This is a genomic window from Thiohalocapsa marina (assembly GCF_008632335.1).
In the GTDB taxonomy this organism is placed as follows: domain Bacteria; phylum Pseudomonadota; class Gammaproteobacteria; order Chromatiales; family Chromatiaceae; genus Thiohalocapsa; species Thiohalocapsa marina.
Genome location: NZ_VWXX01000018.1, coordinates 1 through 21,360 on the forward strand (window position 1 = coordinate 1; position 21,360 = coordinate 21,360).

Genomic DNA, 21,360 nt, shown 5'->3' on the forward strand with positions numbered 1-21,360 from the left:
AAGTCCGCGTGGCGCTTGGCGAAGGCGATGAACTCGGTGGTGCACACCGGGGTGAAGTCCGCCGGGTGCGAGAACAGCACCAGCCATTTGCCGCGGTAGTCTTCCAGCGTCTTGCGGCCATGGGTGGTCGGGGCATCGAAGGCCGGGGCGGGCTCGTCCACGTCCTTGTACTTGCCCGCGCCGACGAGCAGGCGCGATTGATCGTCGCGGCCGCCAATGAAAAAGGTATCTGCAGGAGCACGCCGTTGCGATCGTGCTTCAGCGCGCCGATGACCACGAGCAAGTCCTGCCAGTCCACGCTGTCAGTGCCGACCTTGGCGCGAGAGCGGCCAATTGGCGCTTACGACACTTCTGAACTACATTCATTAGAGGTATGACCTTCCACGGCTGGTCGATCCCTAGTTGGAGTGCAGTCGCAATGACTCGAATCATCGAGGATTCTGCCAAGACGCCAGGTAACCAACCCCGGGATAAGCTGAAGCGATTCAGGTTTCCCTCAGGTACGAGACTCTGGCTTCACCGTAGTTACCCCCAAGGCCCAGCGAGCCATTGCCCAATGCTTATCCGAATCCTCCTCCTGTGCCTGCTGCTCGTTCCCGCGCAGTCTTTCGCAGACAACCTCCAGCCGCAAACCTGGACCCTCCCCGATAACGCGACCTTTTTGCAGGAGTACCCATTACCCCCAAGTGCCGGTGATCCCTGGGACCGGGCGGATGTGGCCTATAGCATCGCAATACAGGCGGTTGCGACACCTGAGGAGATTGCGAGGGCCAATTTTCGAGCGTTATTTAACGTATTCACTTTCTCAGAGGTCCTTGGCCCTGATTTTAACCAGCAGCGATTTCCGCTGACCGCAGCCTTTTTCCAGCGGCTCAAGGAGACCATCAATCCGCCTAAGAATAGGCTTAAAGACACCTTCCAACGTCCGCGGCCGTATATTATTCACCCGCAGCGGATCAAGCCTTTGGTGCTAGCCGAAGCCGGCTATTCCTATCCAAGTGGCCATGCCACTTGGTCCTGGACCTTCGCGTTGGTCTTGGCAGAGCTCGATCCTGGTCATCGGACTGCCTTCCTGCGGGAGGCCGCCGCTATCGGTATGTCGCGCGTCCTGGGCGGTATGCACTATGTCTCGGATGTGACGATGTCCCGAGGCCTGGCGGAGTGGATCTTCTCCGAGCTAATGCAGACGCCTAGGTTCCAAAAGGACTTGGAGGCGTTACGCGCAGCGGAATGGACACCACCACCATCTCGTCCCTGATTCAGACTTTTGTAGCCTGATTCGCGCTGGCATTGATGAGCAGCCTTATCGGCTTTGCCCAGGCCCATATTCGACAAGAACAACCCCTGACATGGCCAAGGACACTCACGTCGATATCCTCACCGTCTTATCAGAAGCACCTGTCCTATCGAGGTGCCAACGTCAGGATATTGCCCGTCTCTTGCCACATGTAGAAGAACGACGCATTGCGTCCAATGGCACGCTCTTCAAGTCGACTCAACCGGCCAATACAACCTACCTGATCTGCTCGGGTACCTTGGCTCTGGTGTTCCAGGGTAATGAAGTTGACCACCTTGCATCAGGCTGGGTGGGAGAAGAAGCGTCGCTTGACATGCGAACCTACCTTGCTGATGCCATCGCAGTGACACCTCTGACCGTTATTGCAATTCCATCAGAGGTGCTTCTTTCCACGATTCCCGATACCCCGGTGATCATCTCCGAGCTTTCATCCTCGCTCATCAAACACTATGCGAAGTCGCCACAGAAAATCGCCGTAGACTCGCCCGAAAAGCAGAAAAAAAAGCCCGTTCCGCTGATGAGGCCGGTCGGCTGGCTGGCCGCCCTGCTTGTCGCTCCTATCGTGTACTACTACGGCTCCACTACGGGCTACGACTCGCGAGCAGTTGATTTTCTGGCCGTTTTCTCAATTACAACTATCATGTGGATATTCAGGCTCTTGCCTGAATTCATCCCAGCCATCTTTCTGGTCTTGGCTTCCGTCATTCTTGGGGTTGTACCTACAAAGACGGCACTATCCGGCTTTGTTTCGGGCAGCTTTTTCATGGCAATGAGCGTATTTGCCATCGGCGCGGTCCTCGTGCGGTCGGGACTGACCTACCGCATTGCCCTGTGGCTGCTCAAGCGCTCACCGGAATCCCAGATTGGTTACCAGACCTCGATGCTGTTGCTCGGCATCTCTCTCACCCCCCTGCTTCCTTCCGCGAATGCCCGTGTGACCCTGACGCTGCCTCTGCTCAGGGATATCATTCAGTCGGTCCGCTATAAGCCGGGTGAGAGGCCCGCGACAGGGCTGGCCGCGGCGAGCTTCGCCGGCGCGGCCATCTTCTCTCCGCTCTTCATGACCAGCAAGTCCATCAATTTTGCGGTCTATGGCCTCTTCCCGGCCCAGGTCCAATATCAATTCAGCTGGGGCTATTGGACCATGGCGGCCGCTGTTGCCGGCTTGGTGCTGCTGCTTTTCCATTTCAGCCTGTCTTGGCTATTGTTCCACAACCACGACCGGCCCAGCCTCGACAGCGAACGTCTGCAGTCGCAGCTCAGCATCATGGGGCCGATCAGCCGCGACGAGTGGATCGCTCTGGGCGCCCTGGGACTCTTCCTCCTGGGCGTGTTGACCACATCGCTGCATCAGATCCCTCCTCCCTGGATCGGCATGTCGGTATTCTTTATCTTGCTTGCACTCGGACTCTTGACCAATACAAATGTCCGCAGGGATATCAACTGGCCCTTTCTGCTGCTGCTGGCAGGTATGATCAGCATCGTGCAAACGATGAATTATCTTGGATTAGATAACGTCGTTGCACACAAGCTGGAATGGCTCGGCGTCTATATGCGCGAGAGCATCTACCAGTTCCTGCTCTTGGCGTCGCTGACCATCTTTATGATTCGGCTAATCGTTCCCAACAACGCTACTATTATTCTTGTGTGTAGTATTTTCTTACCTATTGCGGCAACCCAAGGCGTCAATGCTTGGGTCATCGCCTTCTTAGTACTGGTCATTAGTGATGGCTGGTTCATGAGTTACCAGTCGACCTACTATCTGGCCTTCCGTGACGGAGCAGAAGAAGGCGGAGAAGGACTATACGACAAACGGAGGATGCTGATTTACAACGCACTCATGAATCTGGGGCGAGTCGCCGCCATCATGGCCTCTGTTCCCTACTGGCAAGGCATGCACTTGCTATGAATATCAGCGCACTGGATAAGACCCTTTCGATTATCTTCCTGCTTCTTGTGAGCATGTTCCTCGTCTACAAGGCAGTAGAGCGCCCCCGAGTGCTAGTCTTGCACAGTTATGCCACCGATTTCAGCTGGGTCAAGGATATCAATACGGGAATTGATAGGGCCTTGGGAGACAGGCCGTACAATATACGACACTTCTACATGGATACCAAGAAACATCCTAGCCTGGAATTCAGGAGAGAAGCCGGCAGCGCGGCGAGAGATCTCATTCACCAGTGGAAACCTTCCGTTATTCTTGCAGTCGATGACAACGCTCAGGAGTTTGTCGGTCGATATTTCGTTAATCATCCCGATATCGATATTGTCTATGCCGGCGTCAATGCTGATCTTGCGCGCTATGACTACCATCAGGCAGACAACGTCGGTGGCATAGGCGAAGTCATCCCATGGGCCGTGACCAAAGAAGTACTGGCGTCGCTAGGGAACGAAGAAAACCGCCTGCTACACCTCTCCGATGACTCGGATACATCGCACTATGTCCATGATTCCATACAAGGTTTTGATTGGCAGCCGTTCAAGCTTGTTGGATCAAAAAATATCGATGATTTTGATGCCTGGAAGGCCGCCGTTGTAGAGTCCAACACCAAGGCTGACTGGTTGCTTATTACCCACTATCATACGATCAAGGATCCGCAAGATCCCAACAAGGTCGTCAATCCTGCTACCGTAGTCGAATGGACCAAAGAGCACTCTGATCTGCCCATGCTCGGATTCTGGCGATTTTTCATCGAAGATGGCGGGATGATGGCCGTTGGGCTCTCCCCTTTCGAACAAGGGGAAGAGGCTGGCCACATGGTTACCGACATCATCGAGAAGGGACTACAGGCAGGGAGCATAGGGCATAAGCAGAATCGCCTGTACTTGATGTACATACGAAAAACTGATTTCCACAAGCGACTGAAGGGAAAGGAAATACCCCTTGAGATCGAAGCCTTTGCCGATGCAGTGGATGGCGCCTACGACTAATAGGCTCTCCTGGCTCGGGAACGCAGTGACCAGTTACCTCTGATCAATATATTTCTCGATCTGTTCTTCCTGCCGCAGGAATGTCCGCGATTGTTCTGTCTCGGTTCATTGCGATAGACCACGCGGCAGGAAACACTTGGCTCGTCAGCGCCCTCCTTTCTCCCGGGCCCTTTCGACGCATTGGCACTTCTATCCATAGCACGGAGTCCGAAGCATGACTGAAATTAACAGCCAGTATGCCTTTCAATAGGCCCTTGCCAATCTCTCCGTCAAGAAGCAGCGATGTATTGCTGCATGGCAAGAACATGCGCCGGCATCAAACACGACGAGGAGGCCCCAAAGCTGACGCAACCCCAAGAGATGCTGGCTTAGGAGATTCAGGAGCAGCACAGGCTGCTGTCTCAGTTCCTGAGCCAGGATTGAACAGCCGAAGCGTCTGGTTGCGATCACTGAGGATGGCGTGGCTTCCGGCCCCGCACGGGAAGCGCCGAATAAGTCAGCGCTTCCTCAGCGGACGGCATCGCGCGAGGATCCGCACAAGGCAGGTCTGGTCGTCGCCGACAGAGCGATGGAGTCATCCCGATGCGTGTCGTGCAACAGACCGACAGCCGCGTTAAGAGGCGGTTGGCAAGGCGGCCCGCGGGGCGCCTGCCCCACGGCCGCGATGCCATCAGACCTGACAGGGAGGGCCTATCAGAGTGCCTTCTTGCAGAAGTACCAGTCGGAGCACTCATAGCCCTCGCCCATGCGGGCTTCGGCCTGCTCGGCGGTGGCCGGCGGCGGCACGATGACCTTGTCGCCCGGCTGCCAGGCCTCGGGGGTGGCGACACCGTGCGCGTCGGAGGTCTGCAGCGCCTTGACCAGACGCACGAACTCGTCGATCGAGCGGCCATTGCTCATGGGGTAGTAGACCATGGCGCGCAGCACGCCCTCGGGGTCGATGATGAAGGTGGCGCGCACCGCCGAGGTGTCGCTGGCACCGGGCTGGATCATGCCGTAGGCCCGGGCCACCTGCATCGACAGGTCGGCGATGATCGGGAAGCCGATCTCGACGCCGAACTTCTCCTTGATGTTGCGCTCCCAGGCGATGTGGGAGAAGTTGCTGTCGATGGACAGGCCGAGCAGCTCGCAGTTGATCGCCTGGAAGTCCGCGTGGCGCTTGGCGAAGGCGATGAACTCGGTGGTGCACACCGGGGTGAAGTCCGCCGGGTGCGAGAACAGCACCAGCCATTTGCCGCGGTAGTCTTGCAGCGTCTTGCGGCCATGGGTGGTCGGGGCATCGAAGGCCGGGGCGGGCTCGTTCAGGCGCGGCATGGCGGGTGCGGTGGCTTGGGTCTCGGTCATGGGTACAGCTCCGTAAGCGGTTGTTGACGGTGCTCGTCGAGCACGGGTTCAGAATACGCATGCCACTTGTGCGGGTATAATCGTTTGGTCGGATGCAAGTCATCGTCGGTGACTATTGCTTTTTATCAATCGATAGGCGGCGGCAGCGGCCGCCCCGGTCCAGTCGTGTCCGATTGATTGCCAGCCGAGTCACGCGCCAGCCCGCCGTTCGTTGCCGCTCGGCAGGAAACCTCGTTGCACAAGACAGAAGGGCACCATGGATCCCGTCGTTTCCTCCTCCGTCCTCGGCGTTTCGAGCGCCATCGTCACCACCTTCGGCCTGGTGTTTCTTGCGGAGATCGGCGACAAGAGCCAGCTCGTCTGCATGGCCCTGGCCGCCAAGCACCGTTACAGGCCTGTGCTCTGGGGGGCGCTTGCCGCCTTCGCGGTGCTCAACCTGCTCGCCGTCGTCTTCGGCGCCACGCTGGCGCATTGGGTCCCAGAGCGGCTGCTCGCTTTCGGCATTGCCGTCCTCTTCGGGGTCTTTGGGGTGCTGTCGCTGCGCGCCGAGGCGCAGGACGATTGCGAGGAGATCCGCGTACGCAGTGGGCGCGGCCTCTTTGCCACCACCTTCCTGATGCTCTTCTTGGCGGAGATGGGTGACAAGACCCAGCTCGCGGTCGGCGGCATGGCCGCCACCCTGCCGGCAGTGCCCGTGTGGATCGGCGCGACCCTGGCGCTTGGCACGACCTCGGCGCTCGGCGTCTTGGTCGGCACCACACTGCTCCGGCGGATTCCGCTGCATCGGCTGCATCAATTGAGCGGGATCTTCTTCCTGATCCTCGCCGCGTTCGCCCTGGCAAAGGCGGCTGGTCTCTAGGGAGATGCTGATTTCTTGGCCTCCTGCCCCGCACGGAAAATGCTGAATAAATCAGCGTTTCCCGAGGAGGGCGCTCGACCGCAGTCCAAGCGCCCATGCTGCCAAGCGGCATAGCCGCTGGATGCAAGAAGCTGCATGGCCCTGGGTCGCAGGATGCGTTTGCCTAAAGCGCCGCCTGCAGCATCTCCAGAAAGGCGCGGGTCTTGGCGGGCAGCAGGCGGCGGCCCGGGAAGACGGCCCAGGCGGTCTGGGCGGGCAGTGACCAGTCGGGCAGCACGCGACGCAGCTCGCCACGGGTCAGCTGGGGCGCGGCGAACTGATCGGGCAGCGCCGCGATGCCGGCGCCGGCGCGGGCCAGGCGCAGCAGCAGTTCTGGAGAATTGGCCTGGATGGGCGCGGGCGAGTGCTCGTGGTGGGTCTGCTCGCCGGCGCTCAGTTGCCAATGGCCGGTGGCGCCCTCGTCCAGCAGACGCAGACACCGATGCTGCTTCAGATCCTCGGGAGATCGCGGTGTGCCATGTTCGGCCAGGTAGTCGGGGGCGGCATAGAGCCCCCAGGTGAAGCGCCTCAGCCGTCGGGCGGCGAGCAGGCTGTCGTCGGGCAGATCGCCGAAGCGGATGGCCAGATCGACCCGCTCGCCGAGCAGGTCGACCCGCCGTGGCGACAGGTCGATCTCCAGCATCACCGCCGGGTGCAGCGCGCTGAAGGCGGCGAACAGATCACCAAGCAGCAGGTTGGCGAAGTCGCTCGGCATCGAGACACGCAGACGACCGCTGGGCTGGGCGCGGCGACTCTCCGCCAGGGTGCGGGCCAGCTCGACCTCCTCGGCCAGCGCACGGCCGTGCTCGAGCATGGCCTCGCCGAATTCCGTCAGGGTCAGCCGGCGCGTGGTGCGCAACATCAGCCGTTCGCCCAGGCGCTCTTCCAGCAGGCTGATCCGGCGCGACACGCTGGACTTGGGCAGGCCGAGCTGCTCGGCGGCGGCGGTGAAGCTGCCGGCATCGGCCACACGGGCGAAGATCAGCAGGTCGTTGGGATCCAGTTGTTCTGGATTTGGGTGTTTAGGGGGTGATTGTTCCATTGGTCGAACAATCTGACCCAAAAAGGGGGCTTAATCAAGCCTGGCAAACCGATTAGTCTGTTCGCATCCGGTCCGGGCAACCATCCGGATCCCAAACAGCAAACAACAGGCCAGACCCCATGAACATCCTCCAGATCAACGGCAGCGCCCGCAGCCAGGGCGCCCATTCGACCCAGATCGCTGACAAGATCGTCGCCCAATTGCGCGCCAAACACCCAGAGGCGGTGGTCACCCGGCATGACCTGGCCAGCGCGCCGCATCCGGCGCTGGATCAGGCCGCGCTCGATGCCCTCTTCACGCCGGCTGAGTCGCGCACGCCGGAGCAGGTCGCGCGCGTGGCCCTGGATGATGCCCGCATCGCCGAGGTGCAGGCCGCAGACGTCATCGTCCTGGGCGTGCCCATGTACAACTTCGGCATTTCCAGTCAGCTGAAGAACTGGATCGATGCCATCGCCCGGGCCGGCGTCACCTTTCGCTATACCGACACCGGCCCCGAGGGCCTGCTGACGGGCAAGCGCCTCTACGCCGCCTGCGCCCGCGGCGGTCGCTACCGCGGCACAGCTGCCGACACCCAGACGCCCTATCTGGAGACCTACTTCCGTTTCCTCGGCATCACGGATCTGCACTTCGCCTATGCCGAGGGCATGAACCTGGGTGACGCCGCTGTCGAGCAGGGGCTGGCGGAGGCCGAGGCCGACATCGCCGCCATGCCCTTCTGAGGAAACCGGCCATGCGCATTTCTGCACACCCCGGACAGCAAACAGCCGCCCGGCCATCGACCGCATTGCCGCAGCCGTCTGTCGAGACGGCGGCTGGGTCCATGATCTGGCGTCCTGCGGCGGCGTTGCGGCAATCCCGCACCGTCGAGCGACTGATCACCGGCCAACCCACCATGGATGGGGCCGGCGTGCGCCTGACCCGGGTGCTGACGCAGGACCTGCAGCGGCGGCTCGATCCCTTCCTGATGCTGGACAACTTCGACAGCGACAAGGCCGACGACTACATCGCCGGCTTCCCGGAGCATCCGCATCGCGGCTTCGAGACGGTCACCTACATGATCGCCGGCCGCATGCGGCACCGAGACAGCGCTGGTCACGAAGGCCTGCTGGAAAATGGTGGCGTGCAATGGATGACTGCCGGGCGCGGCATCGTCCATTCCGAGATCCCGCAACAGGAGGCGGGTGTGATGGAAGGCTTTCAACTCTGGCTGAACCTGCCGGCCCGGGACAAGATGCGCGCGCCCTGGTATCGAGATTTCGCCGCTGCGGACCTGCCCCGATTCAGGACGGGTAGCAAAGCAGCAGGCACCGAAGCAATAGGTGCCGAAGTCGTCCTGATCGCCGGTGAGAGCCACGGACTCAAAGGCGCGATGACGCGCGCCCACACCGAGCCCCTGTTTCTGGACATCCACCTCGACGCCCAAGGCCGCTTCGCCCAGCCTTTGCCGGCCGATCACAACGCCTTTGTCTACGTCTACCGTGGCGAGGCGCGGATCGGCGACACCCGGGTGCCGCGCAAGCGCATGGCGATCCTGGACAATGCCGCGGCCAGTGACGGGGTCCTGATCGAGGCCGCTACCGAGAACACCCGCGTGTTGTTGCTCGCCGGCCGCCCACTGAACGAACCCATCGTCCAGCATGGCCCCTTCGTCATGAACAGCCGCCAGGAGATTTACCAGGCCATCATGGATTTCCAGCAAGGTCACCTGACCAACTCCAAAGACGCCACAGGATCCACAGCATGAGCAACATCGGCATGAGACACACCGCTGGCAGGCATCTGACCAGGGCCTGGCTGCTCACCGCCTTCACCGGGGTCAGTATGCTGCTGCTCGCCGGCTGTGAGGGTGCGGGCAATCAGGGTGCAGCAGACCCTGCCGGTGCGGCCGGCAAGCCGGTTGCGGAGGTTGGCGTGATCCGCATCGCACCGCAACCCCTGACCTTGCGCACAGAGTTGCCGGGTCGCACCGCGCCCTATGCCATCGCCGAGGTGCGCCCCCAGGTGGGCGGCATCATCCAGGCGCGTCTGTTCGAGGAAGGCAGCCAGATCGAGGCAGAACAGCAGCTCTACCAGATCGACGATGCGCGCTATCGGGCGGCCTTCGACAGCGCGGCAGCGGCCCTGCAACGCTCGCGCGCCACCCATGCCCGCGCGCGCATGAAGGCCGAGCGCTATGCCGACCTGCTGGAGAGCAAGTCGGTCAGCCAGGAGGACTACGACGATGTCCAGGTGGCGCTCAAGGAGGCCGCGGCCAGTGTCGCCGTGGACGAGGCCGCGCTGGCTGCCGCGCGCATCGCCCTGGATGACACCCGCGTGGTCTCGCCCATCGCCGGTCGCATCGGCCGCTCCAGCGTCACCCAGGGTGCGCTGGTCACGGCGAACCAGCCGATGGCCCTGGCCACGGTGCGTCAGCTCGACCCCATTCATGTCGACCTGACCCAATCCAGCGCCCAGGTGCTGCGGCTGCGTCGCGCGCTGGAGGACGGCCGCCTGCAGCGCCCCGGCGGTGAGCAGCCCAAGGTCACCCTGATCCTGGAGGACGGCACCACCTATCCCCATGCGGGACGCCTTGCCTTCTCCGAGGTCAATGTCGACGAGGGCACTGGCTCCCTGACCCTGCGTGCGACCTTCCCCAACCCGGACGGCGTGCTGCTGCCCGGCATGTTCGTCCGCGCCCTGGTGGAGGAAGGGCTCCGCCCGGACGCCATCCTGGCGCCCCAGCAGGCCGTGCAGCGCGACCGCCGCGGCAATCCCTATGTGTTCGTGCTGGGTGACGACGGCACCATCGAGCAGCGCCAGGTCGAGACCAACCGCGCACTGCAGGACCAATGGCTGATCGACGCCGGTCTGCAGCCCGGTGAGCGCGTGGTGGTCGATGGCCTGCAGAAGGTCAAGCCGGGAGACACGGCACGCGCGGTGGAGGCGGACGCGCCATCGGCCAGCGACGCCGCGGGCTGATCCGCGTGCTGATCAGTATCGCGCCGCCCATCCTTCACACCCCCTGAACCCGAGACCCAGCCACCATGGCCCGATTTTTTGTTGACCGACCCGTGTTCGCCTGGGTCATCGCCATTCTCATCATGCTCGGGGGCACCCTGTCGATCCTGAGCCTGCCGGTTTCCCAGTACCCGGCCATTGCGCCGCCGGCCATCAGCATCACCGCCAGCTATCCCGGCGCCTCGGCACAGACGCTGGAGGACTCGGTGACCCAGGTCATCGAGCAGCAGATGAACGGACTCGACGGCCTGCGCTACATGTCCTCCACCAGCGAGTCGAACGGGGTTGCGACCATCACCCTGACCTTCGACAACGGCACGGACCCGGACATCGCCCAGATGCAGGTGCAGAACAAGCTGCAGCTGGCCACGGCGCTGCTGCCCGCCGCGGTGAGCCAGCAGGGCATCAAGGTTGCCAAGTCGGTGCGCAACTTCCTGATGGTCGCGGCCTTCGTCTCCCGCGACGGAAGCATGAGCGGTGCCGATCTGGGCGATTACGTCGCCAGCCAGGTGTTCGACGAGATCAGCCGGGTCAAGGGTGTCGGCGAGATCACCCTGTTCGAGTCGCAGTATGCCATGCGCATCTGGCTGGATCCGCACAGACTCAATCAGTTCGGGCTCACCCCCGCGGACGTGACCGCATCCCTGCGTGCCGAGAACGCCCAGATCTCCGCTGGCCAGCTCGGCGCCATCCCCGCCCTGGAAGGCCAGCAGCTCACCGCCACCATCAATGTGCAGAGTCGCCTCAACTCGCCCGAGGAATTCGGCGCCATTCGTCTGCGCACCAGTGCCGAGGGCGGTACCGTCTATCTGCGCGATGTGGCCCGCATCGAACTCGGCAGCGAGGTCTACGGCAAGAGTGCCCGCCACAACGGCCAGCCGGCCGCCGGCATGGCCATCCGTCTGGCCAGCGGGGCCAACGCCCTGGACACCGCCGATCGGGTCAAGGTCCGGCTGGCGGAACTCTCGGCCTTCTTCCCGCCGGGCATGGAGGTGATCTTCCCCTATGACACAACCCCCTTCGTGCGCATCTCCATCCAGGAGGTGGTGAAGACCCTGCTCGAGGCGGTGCTGCTGGTGTTCGTGGTGATGTATCTGTTCCTGCAGAACCTGCGCGCCACCCTGATCCCGACCATCGCGGTGCCCGTGGTGCTGTTGGGCACCTTTGGCGTGCTTGCGGCCTTCGGCTACTCGATCAACACGCTGACGCTCTTTGCCATGGTGCTGGCCATCGGCCTGTTGGTGGATGACGCCATCGTGGTGGTGGAGAACGTCGAGCGCGTCATGCACGAGGAGGGACTGCCACCGAAGGAGGCGACCCGCCGTTCCATGGACCAGATCACCAGCGCCTTGATCGGCATTGCCCTGGTGCTGTCGGCGGTGTTCGTGCCCATGGCCTTCTTCGGCGGCTCCACCGGGGTCATCTACCGTCAGTTCTCCATCACCATCGTGTCGGCCATGCTGCTGTCGGTGGTGGTGGCATTGACCCTGACACCGGCACTGACCGCAACCATGCTGAAGCCGTTACCACCCGGCAAGGGATCGCCCCAGGACGGAGGCGAGGCGCACGGGTCCGGCCAGGGACGCGGGCCTTTCGGCAGGTTCTTCGACGGTTTCAATCGACTGTTCGAGCGCACGGTCGGCGTCTATCTGGGCGGGGTGCGCTTCAGTCTGCGGCGGCGCTGGCTGTTCCTGGGGCTTTATGGTGTGCTGGTGGCGGCCATGGCGATCGGCTATGCCCGGTTGCCCAGCGCCTTTCTGCCGGAGGAGGACCAAGGCTTTCTCATCCTGCAGGCCATGCTGCCGCCCGGCGCCACTCAGGAGCGCACGCTGGAGGTTCTCGAACAGGTCGAGGCCCACTTCCTGGAAAACGAGCCCGAAGCGGTGCGCGAGCTGATCACGGTGGCCGGTTTCAGCTTCGCCGGTCAGGGACAGAACATGGCACTGGGCTTCGTGCAGCTGAAGGACTGGTCCGAACGCCAACGCCCGGATCTTGGCGTGAATGCCGTGGTCGGGCGGGCCATGCAGGCCTTCTCCGGTATCCGCGATGCCCAGGTGTTCGCCTTCGTGCCGCCGGCGGTGGTCGAACTCGGCACCGCCTCGGGCTGGGATCTGCAGTTGCAGGATCGCGCCAATCTCGGTCACGAGGCCCTGATGGCCGCGCGCGGTCAGCTGCTTGGCATGGCGTCGGCGCACCCGGCGCTGGTTGGCGTGCGCCCGAATGGTCGTCAGGACGAGCCTCAATACCAGATCCATGTTGACCGCACCAAGGCGGGCGCGCTGGGTTTGTCGCTGGCGGACATCAATCAGGCCCTGTCAGTGGCCTGGGGCAGCGCCTATGTGGACGACTTCGTGCACGAGGGGCGGGTGAAGAAGGTCTACGTGCAGGCCGACACCCCCTATCGCATGCTGCCCGAGGATCTGGATGCCTGGTATGTGCGCAACGCCGAGGGTGACATGGTGCCCTTCTCGGCCTTTGCCACCGCCGAATGGACCTTCGGCTCACCCCGGCTGGAGCGCTACAACGGCCTGCCGTCGGCGGAGGTGCTCGGTCAGAGTCCGCCCGGGGTCAGCTCGGGCGAGGCCATGGCAGTGGTGGAGGAGCTGGCCGAGCAGCTCCCGCCCGGCATCGACCTGGCCTGGACCGGGATCTCCTACGAGGAGCGTGCCGCCGGCTCCCAGGCCCCGGCACTCTACGCCCTGTCGATTCTGGTGGTCTTCCTGGCCCTGGCGGCACTCTACGAGAGCTGGTCGGTCCCCTTCGCGGTCATGCTGGTGGTGCCCATCGGCGTGCTCGGGGCCGTGCTGGCCGCACTGGGGCGTGGCCTGCCGAGCGACATCTACTTCCAGGTCGGCCTGCTCGCCACCATCGGCCTGGCCTCGAAGAACGCCATCCTCATCGTCGAGTTCGCCAAAACCCTGCAGGAGCAGGGGCGCGATGCGGTGTCTGCGGCCATCGAGGCCGCCCGCATGCGTATCCGGCCCATCGTCATGACCTCGCTGGCCTTTGGCTTCGGTGTGCTGCCGCTGGCGATCAGCAGCGGTGCGGGCGCGGGCGGTCGGCAGGCGATCGGCACCGGCGTCCTCGGCGGCGTGATCGCGGCCACCTTGGTTGGGGTGCTGTTCGTGCCCCTGTTCTTCGTGCTGATTCGCCGACGCCTGTCGGCGGCGTCGTCCGGAGACTGATCCGCAGACGGGCAGGGGTGCTCGGGTTGGTCAATTTTTGACCAACCCGAGCCGCGCCCAAGGCGGTTTCGGAGGTTAGCGCATCGTTCCAGCGGCTGCGCACAGGGTTATCCACAGCGGCTGTGGATTATGCCTCGACCCAGGGCAGGGGGCGGCGCAGCCGCCGGGCGGGGCGGTGCACGGATGCCGGCCGCGAGGGTGCTTCGGGCCGCGCAGGGACCAAGCAGCTGCGATTCGAGTCATGTTGCAGCCGCATGCCCGAACGGCGTTTCACGCGGCTGACGCCCATTGCGCAGTGCGCGTCCAGGCCGCGGCTGGCTCGGGCGGTTCCTGATTCAGGTCGTCCCGGGCACAGGCGACCTTGGCCTGGACGCAGGATTACAGCGCCGCGCGCAAGACGCTGACGATGTCCGCTTCGCTCATCGCCGGACGAGCCGGCAGCCGGCCCTGGTCGTCATGGACGATGCGCAGGGTTTCCTTGGCGTAGGTCTCGATCAAGCGGTCGTCGATGCCCAGATCCGAGAACCGTGTCGGGCAGCCGATGAACTTCAGAAAGGTCTCGAAGCGGTCGATGCCGGCGAGGGCACAGGCCAGATCGTCCGGGCCGCTGGCCGTCAGTCCGAAGATGCGCTCGGCGAATTGCACGAACTTTGCCGGGTTGGCGTTGGCGGCGAAACGCATCCAGGCCGGATTGATGATGGCCAGGCCCGCGGCATGGGTGATGTCGTGCAGGGCCGAGACGGTGTGCTCGATCATGTGTACCGGATAGCCCGCACTACCGCTGCCGCTGCTGATCCAGCCGTTGAGCGCGACGGTGGCCGCCCACTGCAGCTGGGTGCGTGCGTTCAGGTCGCGACCGTCGGCAACGGCCTTGGGGCCGTACTCCATCGCCGTGATGATCACGCCTTCGGCAAAGCGGTCTTGGATCGGCGTGTCGCCGCTGCCGTTGAAGTAACTCTCGGTGATGTGGGTGATCAGGTCGCAGACGCCATAGGCTGTCTGATCCGGGGGCACGCTCAGGGTCAGTTCGGGGTCGAGCAGCGCGATCCTGGGGTACAGGCACGGGGCCATGACGAAGGACTTCTCCTTGCGCTCCGCGTTGGAGATCACCGCGGTGCCGTTCATCTCGGAGCCGGTCGCCGCCAGGGTCGGCACCGTAATCAGCGGCAGTGCCTGGGTCGGGATGTGAGGCTGCGGCTGACCGTGGAAGATCATATCCCACGGATCGCCGTCGTAGAGGGCGGCCGCCGCGATCACCTTGGCTGCGTCCATCACGCTGCCGCCGCCCAGCGCGACCACCAGGTCGCAGTGGTTGTCACGCGCCGTCGACGCACCCCGTTTCACCGAGCTGATGCGCGGATTGGGCTCGATACCGTCGCACTCGAAGACGGTCACACCCGCCTCGGCAAGGCTGCTGAGCGCGCGCTCGAAGGTGCCGGCACGCTTGACGCTGCCACCGCCTGTGACCACCAGGGCACGCTGGCCAAGGGGGCGGGCAAGCTCACCCAGGCGCGACAGGGTACCGGCGCCGAAGACCAGGCGGGTTGGGTTATGAAAGTCGAACTGCATGACATGGCTCCTCAAGGATGGGAATTCGGTTGGGTGAGTTGGGGGTCTTGTGCCCGGGCCCGAGGGGCGGTCGCACTTTTCTCCTGAAAGTGTGCCCGATTCTCGATACCCTTGCAGCCTTGGTGAAGCGATCCTTGTCGGGGACGGCCTTTCTGGGGGACGCCTTTCTGGGGGACAGTGTATTAAACCGGGCCAGGGGCAGCCCAGTTGCGGGTGCAGCGACCAGGCCGATTGACCAATGCAACACGCGCCAGGCCCGTCGGTCCGGTTAAGCGAGATCTATCGGCCTCAGTCATCGCAGACAAACGGGGAGGAGAGCAATGCTGATCAGTGTGTTTGGCGCCACCGGCGGCACAGGCCGGCAGGTGGTTGAGCAGGCGTTGGCGCAGGGACATCAGGTCAAGGCGCTGGTGCGCACGCCGGAGAAGCTGGGCGAGCGACCCGGTTTGGTCCTGCTCCCCGGCGATGTGCGCGATGCCGACGCAACCGCTGGCTGCGTCGAGGGCACGGATGCCGTGGTCTGCGTGCTGGGTTCGCATGGCAGCAAGACGCCGATCGAGGCCGTCGGCACCGAGCAGATCCTGAAGGCCATGCAGGCGCACGGGGTGCGCCGACTGGTGGCGGTGACCTCGCTCGGGGTTGGTGACAGCCGAGATCAGATCAACCCGGTGTTCCGGCTCATCATGGATCTGACGCTGAAGCCGATCATGCAGGCCAAGGAGGCGCAGGAGCAACTGATCAAGGCCAGCGGACTGGACTGGACCATCGTCCGGCCCGGTGGGCTCACCGATGGCCCGCGCACCGGGCAGTACCGGCACGGGCTCGACCGCGGAATCAAGGGCGGGCGCATCAGTCGGGCCGATGTCGCGGAGTTCGTACTGCGGCAGGTCGGTGACATGACCTACCTGCAGCAGACGCCGGCGGTGACCTGAGTCAGGATTTGACGCAGGGCAGGGGGGGAGTCATCAGCATTTCCCTAGGGCGATGCTGATTTATCGACCTCCTGGCCAAAAATCAGCACGCGATTCGAAAACGCGATTTCCGAACCGCTTCATTTTCAGCGGCTTGCGCCGCTGAAAATGGCGGAGCATCCTGCCCCGCGCCGGACATGCTGAATAGATCGGCATGTCCCTAGACGTAGCGTGCTTCGCGGTTGATCGGCAGGCCTTCGCCCTCCCAGCCGGTAATCCCTCCGGCAAGGCTGTAGACTGACTTGAAGCCCATCATCTGCAGCACTGCCGCGCCCATCGCGGAACGGCCGCCGGTGGCGCAATAGAGCACAATCGGCCGATCACGATGCGCAGTGAGCCGTGGCAGATGCTTTTCGTAGGTCGGGTCTGCCGCGGCCTCGAGGATGCCGCGTGGCACCAGCATGGCGTTGGCAAGATGTCCCTGCTCGTGTTCGGAAGATTCCCGCACATCGACCACGAGCAGATCGTCTGTGGTGTGCTGCAGCTGCTGTAGTTGCTGCGGGGACAGTTCCTTGACGCGGGATTTTGCCGCTTCGACGAAATCCATCAGGGTCAGCGGCGTTTCGGGGGTCGAAAGGTCGTACATGGTTTTTCTCCCGGTAGGTTAACCGGTCATTCCACCAGTTCCGTTCTGCCGATGCATTGAGGATTCGTCAGCGCCGATGAGGGGGCGGCTTGACACAGGGCAAGGGGCGTTGTTGACTCAGCAGGCCTGACTGCATCCTCGAATCGCGTGCTGAAGTGTGGCCCTGGCTTGCATCAGGGAGGGCTATCGATCGGCGCCTTCCTGATGAACCTGCCCGACTCCAATGAACCATGGCGATCCAAGCGACTGACCTCTTCGCCGCGCTCTCCCACGCCACCCGACTCAGGACGCTGATGCTGCTCGTCGAGCATGGCGAGCTTTGCGTCTGCGAGCTCACCCATGCCATCGGTGTGAGCCAGCCGCACCTGTCGCGCCACCTGTCGCAGTTGCGCGAACTCGGGCTGGTTGCCGATCGCCGCGCCGGGCTCTGGGTGTACTACCGCGTGCATCCCGATCTGCCCGGCTGGGCGCAGGCCGTGCTGCGGGAGACCCACGCCGGGCTGTGCAACAGTCCGCCCTTCGTTGCCGACTTCAGCGCCCTGAGCGCGATGCCGAACCGACCGGATGCCCCCCGCTGCGCCTGACATCTGCGCCTGACATTTGCGCCTGACGAGCGTTTCCGACGGCTGCCTCTGGCGATTGCTGCCGGCAGCCTCTGATCGCGTATGACCGATGGTTGTCGCCGAGGGCAGGGGCGTGCGCCCGCAGTCGGTTGCCTGTCACCAATTCTTAACTTTTAATATGCGATTTTTCATATATATTACGCAGCAGATCTAGTGCGCGGTTCAGGTGCGCTCCGTCCTGCAAAGGCCGCGCACCTGGACCCGCCCACTGCATGCACCTGTTCGACTTGCGTGGCGAGCGGACGGGTCGTCCGGCAGGGCGTTGTTTAACGGAGGGTTGCCATGAGCACGCAATGCGAGATCACCGCCAGAAAGGCTGCTGGGGCCAGGCTTGGGCTGTTCGAGCGCTGGCTGACCCTGTGGGTGGCGCTCTGTATCGTCGCCGGCATCGCCCTCGGGCACGTCCTGCCAGGTGTCTTCCAGGGCATCGGCGCCATGGAATTGGCGCAGGTCAATTTGCCGGTGGCGCTGTTGATCTGGCTCATGATCGTGCCGATGCTGCTCAAGATCGACTTCGCCGCCCTGGGGCAGGTACGCGCACACTGGCGCGGCGTCGGCGTGACCCTGTTCGTCAACTGGGCGGTGAAGCCCTTCTCCATGGCGCTGCTGGCCTGGGTCTTCATTCGCATCGTCTTCGCGCCCTACCTGCCGGCAGAGCAGCTCGATTCCTACGTGGCCGGGCTGATCCTGCTGGCGGCGGCGCCCTGCACGGCCATGGTCTTCGTCTGGAGCAACCTGTCCAACGGCGAGCCCCACTTCACGCTGACGCAGGTGGCGCTGAACGACAGCATCATGGTCTTCGCCTTCGCGCCCATCGTCGGGCTGCTGCTGGGGCTCTCGGCCATCACGGTGCCCTGGGACACGCTGCTGTTGTCGGTGGTGCTCTACATCGTTGTCCCGGTGGTGCTCGCCCAGTGGTGGCGGCGGTACCTGCTGCGCAGCGGCGGTGAGGTGGCGCTCGGCAAGGTGCTGGCGCGGCTGCAGCCGGCCTCGCTGGTCGCGCTGCTGGCCACGCTGGTGCTGCTGTTCGGCTTCCAGGGTGAGCAGATCCTGGCGCAGCCGCTGATCATCGCGATGCTGGCGGTGCCGATCCTGATCCAGGTCTATTTCAACTCCGGGCTCGCCTATTGGCTGAATCGCCGCGTCGGCGAGGCGCATTGCGTTGCGGCACCGTCTGCGCTGATCGGTGCGAGCAACTTCTTCGAGCTTGCCGTGGCCGCCGCCATCAGCCTTTTCGGCTTCGACTCAGGTGCAGCGCTTGCCACCGTCGTGGGCGTGCTGGTGGAGGTGCCGGTGATGCTCTCGGTGGTCGCCATCGTCAACCGCAGCAAGGGCTGGTATGAAGGTCGCGCCACGCAAAGCTGACGTACTGAGGAGGACTTAACATGGTTCGATCCCTGAGATTCCTGCTGCTGGTCACAGTGCTGGGGGCCGCGTCGGGAGCCGCTCCGGTAGAGGCCGCCCCTGCCTACCTGGTGGATGCCGACTGGCTCGCCGAGCACATCGACGACGATAACCTGGTGCTGCTGGAGGTGCGCTATCACCCGCACCGCTATTTCACCGTCGGCCATATCCCCGGGGCGGTGCAGGTCCAGCGCTTCAAAGACCTCGGCGACAACACCGCCAGCCCCTTGATGCGCTTCCCGTCCAAGGACGCCTTCCAGGCGACGCTGCGCCGCTGGGGCGTCAACGACGATTCGACCCTTGTGCTGTATGACGACGCGCGCACGGCGCTGGCGTCGCGCCTGTACTTTCTGCTCGCGCTCTATGGATTCCCGATGGAGCAGGTCAAGGTGCTGAACGGCGGTACGGTTGAATGGAGTGCCTTCAACGACCTCAGCCAGGAGCCGGTGGAGCGTGCGCCGGGCAACTTCACCCTCAAGGACGCCGATGCCGATCTGCTGGTGGAGTGGACCGACGTCTACGATGACGTCGTCTCCCGCCGCGATCCCGGCGTGGTGCTGCTCGATGCCCGCCCGCACGACATGTACACCGGCGAGGTGATTCGCCACTCGATCTCGGGCGGCCATATCCCCGGCGCGCTCAACGTGGTCAGCCTCGACGGCACAGACGCCCAGGCGCAGACCTGGCTCGGTGACGAGGCCCTGGCCGCGCTCTACCAGGATATTCCGAAGGACAGGCGCATCTACGTCTACTGTCACGACGGCTTCCGCATGAGCCTGGCCTGGATGCAGCTCCGACACCTGGGCTACGCGGACGTGCGCCTCTACAACGGCGGCTGGTCGCACTGGGGCAACACGCTGACGCTGCCAGTGGTGGAGGGCGCAGCGCCGCTCGATGACGATTTCGCACTTTGATTCCCGCCTATCAGCAAAAGGGCAAGGCATCCGATGACCATCCATCCCTATGACGTACTCCCGCTTACCGAGGGGGGCAAGCTGCTATTCACCCCCTGTCCAGGCACCAAGGGTGTCGGTCTTGCCGAATCGATCGAGCAGCTGCGCCAGGCCGGAGCGGATGCCGTGATCAGCATGACACCGAGTGACGAGATGGCGCAGCTCAAGGTCGCCGGCCTGCCCGAGGCGGTTGTCCAGTCTGGAATGCGCTGGCTGCACTTTCCCGTCGAGGACGACGCGGCCCCGGGGCCGGCGTTCGAACAGGCCTGGGTGGCCAATCGCGATGCGGTGATGGCGCTTGTGGCGCAACAGGGCGCCATCGCCATCCATTGCCGCGGCGGTTCCGGGCGGACTGGGCTCATGGCAGCCCTGATCCTGCGCGAGAGCGGGATGGATGGCGAGCGGGCCGACACGCTCGTCAAGGTCCTGCGTCCGAAGGCTCTGACACTGCCGGCACACACCGACTATCTGGCCGCTTGTGACGGTCGACATCAACAACAGGAGCAAGTGCAGTGACCATCAAGATCGGCATCAACGGTTTCGGCCGCATGGGCAGGCTCGGGCTGCGGGCCGCCTGGGATCACCAACAGGCGCAGGGGGGCGACAGTGGCCCGGCGCTCGAATTCGTCCAGATCAACGAGATCGCCTGCGACGCGGCGGGCTCGGCGCATCTGCTGGCATTCGACTCGGTGCACGGGCCTTGGGCTCACGCGTGTAGCGGCGACGGCGATCAGCTGCACATCGATGGTCAGGCGCTGGGCTACAGCAGCCATAAGACCATCGCCGAGGGCGACTGGTCCGGCTGCGACATCGTCATCGAGGCCACGGGCAAGCACCATAAGCAGCCGGAGCTGTTGCAGGGCTATTTTGAGCAAGGCGTGAAGAAGGTGCTGGTCGCCGCGCCGACCAAGGGGGCGCTGGACATTGTCTATGGCGTCAACCAGCACCGCTACGACCCGGCCGAGCACCATCTGGTGACGGCCGCCTCCTGCACCACCAATTGCCTGGCGCCGGTGGTCAAGGTGATGCACGAGCAGATCGGCATCCTGCATGGCAGCATGACCACCATTCACAACATCACCAATACCCAGCGCATCGTCGATCTGGGCCACAAGGACCTGCGCCGCGCGCGCGCCTGCGGCCAGTCGCTGATCCCGACCACCACGGGCTCGGCCAAGGCCATCACCAAGATCTTCCCCGAGCTCGAGGGCAAGCTCAACGGCCATGCGATACGCGTGCCGCTCTTGAATGCCTCCCTGACCGACTTCGTCTTCGAGGCGGCGCGGCCGGTGACCGCCGAGGAGATCAACGCCCTGTTCAAGGTCGCCGCCGAGGGCGAGCTCGCCGGCATCCTCGGCTACGAGGAGCGCCCGCTGGTCTCGGTGGACTACCTCAACGACCCGCGCTCCTCCATCGTCGATGCCCTCTCCACCCTGGTCGTCGCCGGCACCCAGGTCAAGGTCTATGCCTGGTACGACAACGAATGGGGCTATGTGAACCGGATGATGGACATTGTTCGCCTGGTGGCGAAAAGTTTGAAGTTTGAAGGGTGAAGTTTGA

Annotated in this window: 19 protein-coding genes; 14 read left to right on the top strand and 5 right to left on the bottom strand. The window is 63.6% G+C overall.

Annotated features, from left to right (window positions below):
• A partial coding sequence (locus tag F2Q65_RS11800; RefSeq protein ID WP_150093676.1) for a redoxin domain-containing protein occupies positions 1-191 on the bottom strand: 191 nt, incomplete at its 3' end.
• Between the two features lie 365 nt (positions 192-556).
• Here F2Q65_RS11800 and F2Q65_RS11805 point away from each other — a divergent pair.
• The 3 genes from F2Q65_RS11805 (at position 557) to F2Q65_RS11815 (ending at position 4,228) form a co-directional block, all read left to right on the top strand.
• Positions 557-1,258 (top strand): phosphatase PAP2 family protein, encoded by a 702-nt coding sequence (locus F2Q65_RS11805; RefSeq protein WP_170265666.1) that lies wholly within the window; start codon positions 557-559, stop codon positions 1,256-1,258.
• 91 nt (positions 1,259-1,349) lie between these two features.
• The gene (locus tag F2Q65_RS11810) at positions 1,350-3,206 is read left to right on the top strand and encodes an SLC13 family permease (protein WP_150093624.1); all 1,857 of its coding nucleotides are present in this window, start codon (positions 1,350-1,352) and stop codon (positions 3,204-3,206) included.
• Positions 3,203-4,228: an ABC transporter substrate-binding protein gene (locus tag F2Q65_RS11815; protein ID WP_150093625.1), complete on the top strand. Its 1,026-nt coding sequence runs from the start codon at positions 3,203-3,205 to the stop codon at positions 4,226-4,228. Before F2Q65_RS11810 ends, F2Q65_RS11815 begins: the two co-directional genes overlap by 4 nt.
• Positions 4,229-4,921: 693 nt before the next feature.
• On the opposite strand, the gene F2Q65_RS11820 is transcribed toward F2Q65_RS11815, so the two are convergent.
• A complete protein-coding gene (locus tag F2Q65_RS11820) occupies positions 4,922-5,572 on the bottom strand; it encodes a peroxiredoxin (RefSeq protein WP_150093626.1) in 651 nt (216 codons plus the stop codon).
• 256 nt (positions 5,573-5,828) lie between these two features.
• On the opposite strand from F2Q65_RS11820, the gene F2Q65_RS11825 reads away from it, so the two are divergent.
• Positions 5,829-6,431 carry a TMEM165/GDT1 family protein gene (locus F2Q65_RS11825; protein WP_150093627.1) on the top strand — a complete coding sequence of 201 codons (603 nt, stop codon included), beginning with the start codon at positions 5,829-5,831 and terminating at the stop codon, positions 6,429-6,431.
• Positions 6,432-6,594: 163 nt separating this feature from the next.
• On the opposite strand, the gene F2Q65_RS11830 is transcribed toward F2Q65_RS11825, so the two are convergent.
• The gene (locus tag F2Q65_RS11830) at positions 6,595-7,512 is read right to left on the bottom strand and encodes a LysR substrate-binding domain-containing protein (protein WP_150093628.1); all 918 of its coding nucleotides are present in this window, start codon (positions 7,510-7,512) and stop codon (positions 6,595-6,597) included.
• A 119-nt stretch (positions 7,513-7,631) separates the two neighbouring features.
• Between F2Q65_RS11830 and F2Q65_RS11835 the strand changes: the two genes are divergently transcribed.
• The 4 genes from F2Q65_RS11835 (at position 7,632) to F2Q65_RS11850 (ending at position 13,694) form a co-directional block, all read left to right on the top strand.
• Positions 7,632-8,231, top strand: coding sequence for an FMN-dependent NADH-azoreductase (locus F2Q65_RS11835; protein WP_150093629.1), 600 nt, complete (start codon positions 7,632-7,634; stop codon positions 8,229-8,231).
• Between the two features lie 101 nt (positions 8,232-8,332).
• Positions 8,333-9,256: a pirin family protein gene (locus F2Q65_RS11840; protein ID WP_150093630.1), complete on the top strand. Its 924-nt coding sequence runs from the start codon at positions 8,333-8,335 to the stop codon at positions 9,254-9,256.
• Positions 9,253-10,470 carry an efflux RND transporter periplasmic adaptor subunit gene (locus F2Q65_RS11845; protein WP_246156175.1) on the top strand — a complete coding sequence of 406 codons (1,218 nt, stop codon included), beginning with the start codon at positions 9,253-9,255 and terminating at the stop codon, positions 10,468-10,470. The genes F2Q65_RS11840 and F2Q65_RS11845 overlap by 4 nt, the downstream gene beginning before the upstream one ends.
• 65 nt (positions 10,471-10,535) lie before the next feature.
• Entirely contained in the window at positions 10,536-13,694 is a 3,159-nt protein-coding gene (locus tag F2Q65_RS11850) for an efflux RND transporter permease subunit (RefSeq protein ID WP_150093631.1), read from the top strand.
• A 378-nt stretch (positions 13,695-14,072) separates the two neighbouring features.
• On the opposite strand, the gene F2Q65_RS11855 is transcribed toward F2Q65_RS11850, so the two are convergent.
• A complete protein-coding gene (locus F2Q65_RS11855) occupies positions 14,073-15,263 on the bottom strand; it encodes an iron-containing alcohol dehydrogenase (protein ID WP_150093632.1) in 1,191 nt (396 codons plus the stop codon).
• A 320-nt stretch (positions 15,264-15,583) separates the two neighbouring features.
• Here F2Q65_RS11855 and F2Q65_RS11860 point away from each other — a divergent pair, with 320 nt between their 5' ends.
• Positions 15,584-16,195 (top strand): NAD(P)-dependent oxidoreductase, encoded by a 612-nt coding sequence (locus F2Q65_RS11860; protein ID WP_150093633.1) that lies wholly within the window; start codon positions 15,584-15,586, stop codon positions 16,193-16,195.
• A gap of 199 nt (positions 16,196-16,394) precedes the next feature.
• Here the strand turns inward: F2Q65_RS11860 and F2Q65_RS11865 are convergent, their stop codons facing one another.
• Positions 16,395-16,820, bottom strand: a complete 426-nt coding sequence (locus F2Q65_RS11865) for a rhodanese-like domain-containing protein (protein WP_150093634.1) — start codon at positions 16,818-16,820, stop codon at positions 16,395-16,397.
• A 230-nt stretch (positions 16,821-17,050) separates the two neighbouring features.
• Here F2Q65_RS11865 and F2Q65_RS11870 point away from each other — a divergent pair, with 230 nt between their 5' ends.
• From F2Q65_RS11870 to F2Q65_RS11890, 5 genes are all read left to right on the top strand, one after another.
• Complete coding sequence (locus F2Q65_RS11870; protein ID WP_211354024.1) at positions 17,051-17,404, top strand: metalloregulator ArsR/SmtB family transcription factor; 354 nt, start codon at positions 17,051-17,053, stop codon at positions 17,402-17,404.
• A 321-nt stretch (positions 17,405-17,725) separates the two neighbouring features.
• Positions 17,726-18,808 carry an ACR3 family arsenite efflux transporter gene (gene arsB / locus F2Q65_RS11875; protein ID WP_150093635.1) on the top strand — a complete coding sequence of 361 codons (1,083 nt, stop codon included), beginning with the start codon at positions 17,726-17,728 and terminating at the stop codon, positions 18,806-18,808.
• Positions 18,809-18,828: 20 nt separating this feature from the next.
• Positions 18,829-19,761, top strand: a complete 933-nt coding sequence (locus F2Q65_RS11880; RefSeq protein ID WP_150093636.1) for a sulfurtransferase — start codon at positions 18,829-18,831, stop codon at positions 19,759-19,761.
• 33 nt (positions 19,762-19,794) lie between these two features.
• Positions 19,795-20,316 (top strand): phosphatase domain-containing putative toxin, encoded by a 522-nt coding sequence (locus F2Q65_RS11885; protein WP_150093637.1) that lies wholly within the window; start codon positions 19,795-19,797, stop codon positions 20,314-20,316.
• Complete coding sequence (locus F2Q65_RS11890) at positions 20,313-21,353, top strand: ArsJ-associated glyceraldehyde-3-phosphate dehydrogenase (RefSeq protein ID WP_150093638.1); 1,041 nt, start codon at positions 20,313-20,315, stop codon at positions 21,351-21,353. Before F2Q65_RS11885 ends, F2Q65_RS11890 begins: the two co-directional genes overlap by 4 nt.
• Positions 21,354-21,360: the final 7 nt, after the last annotated feature.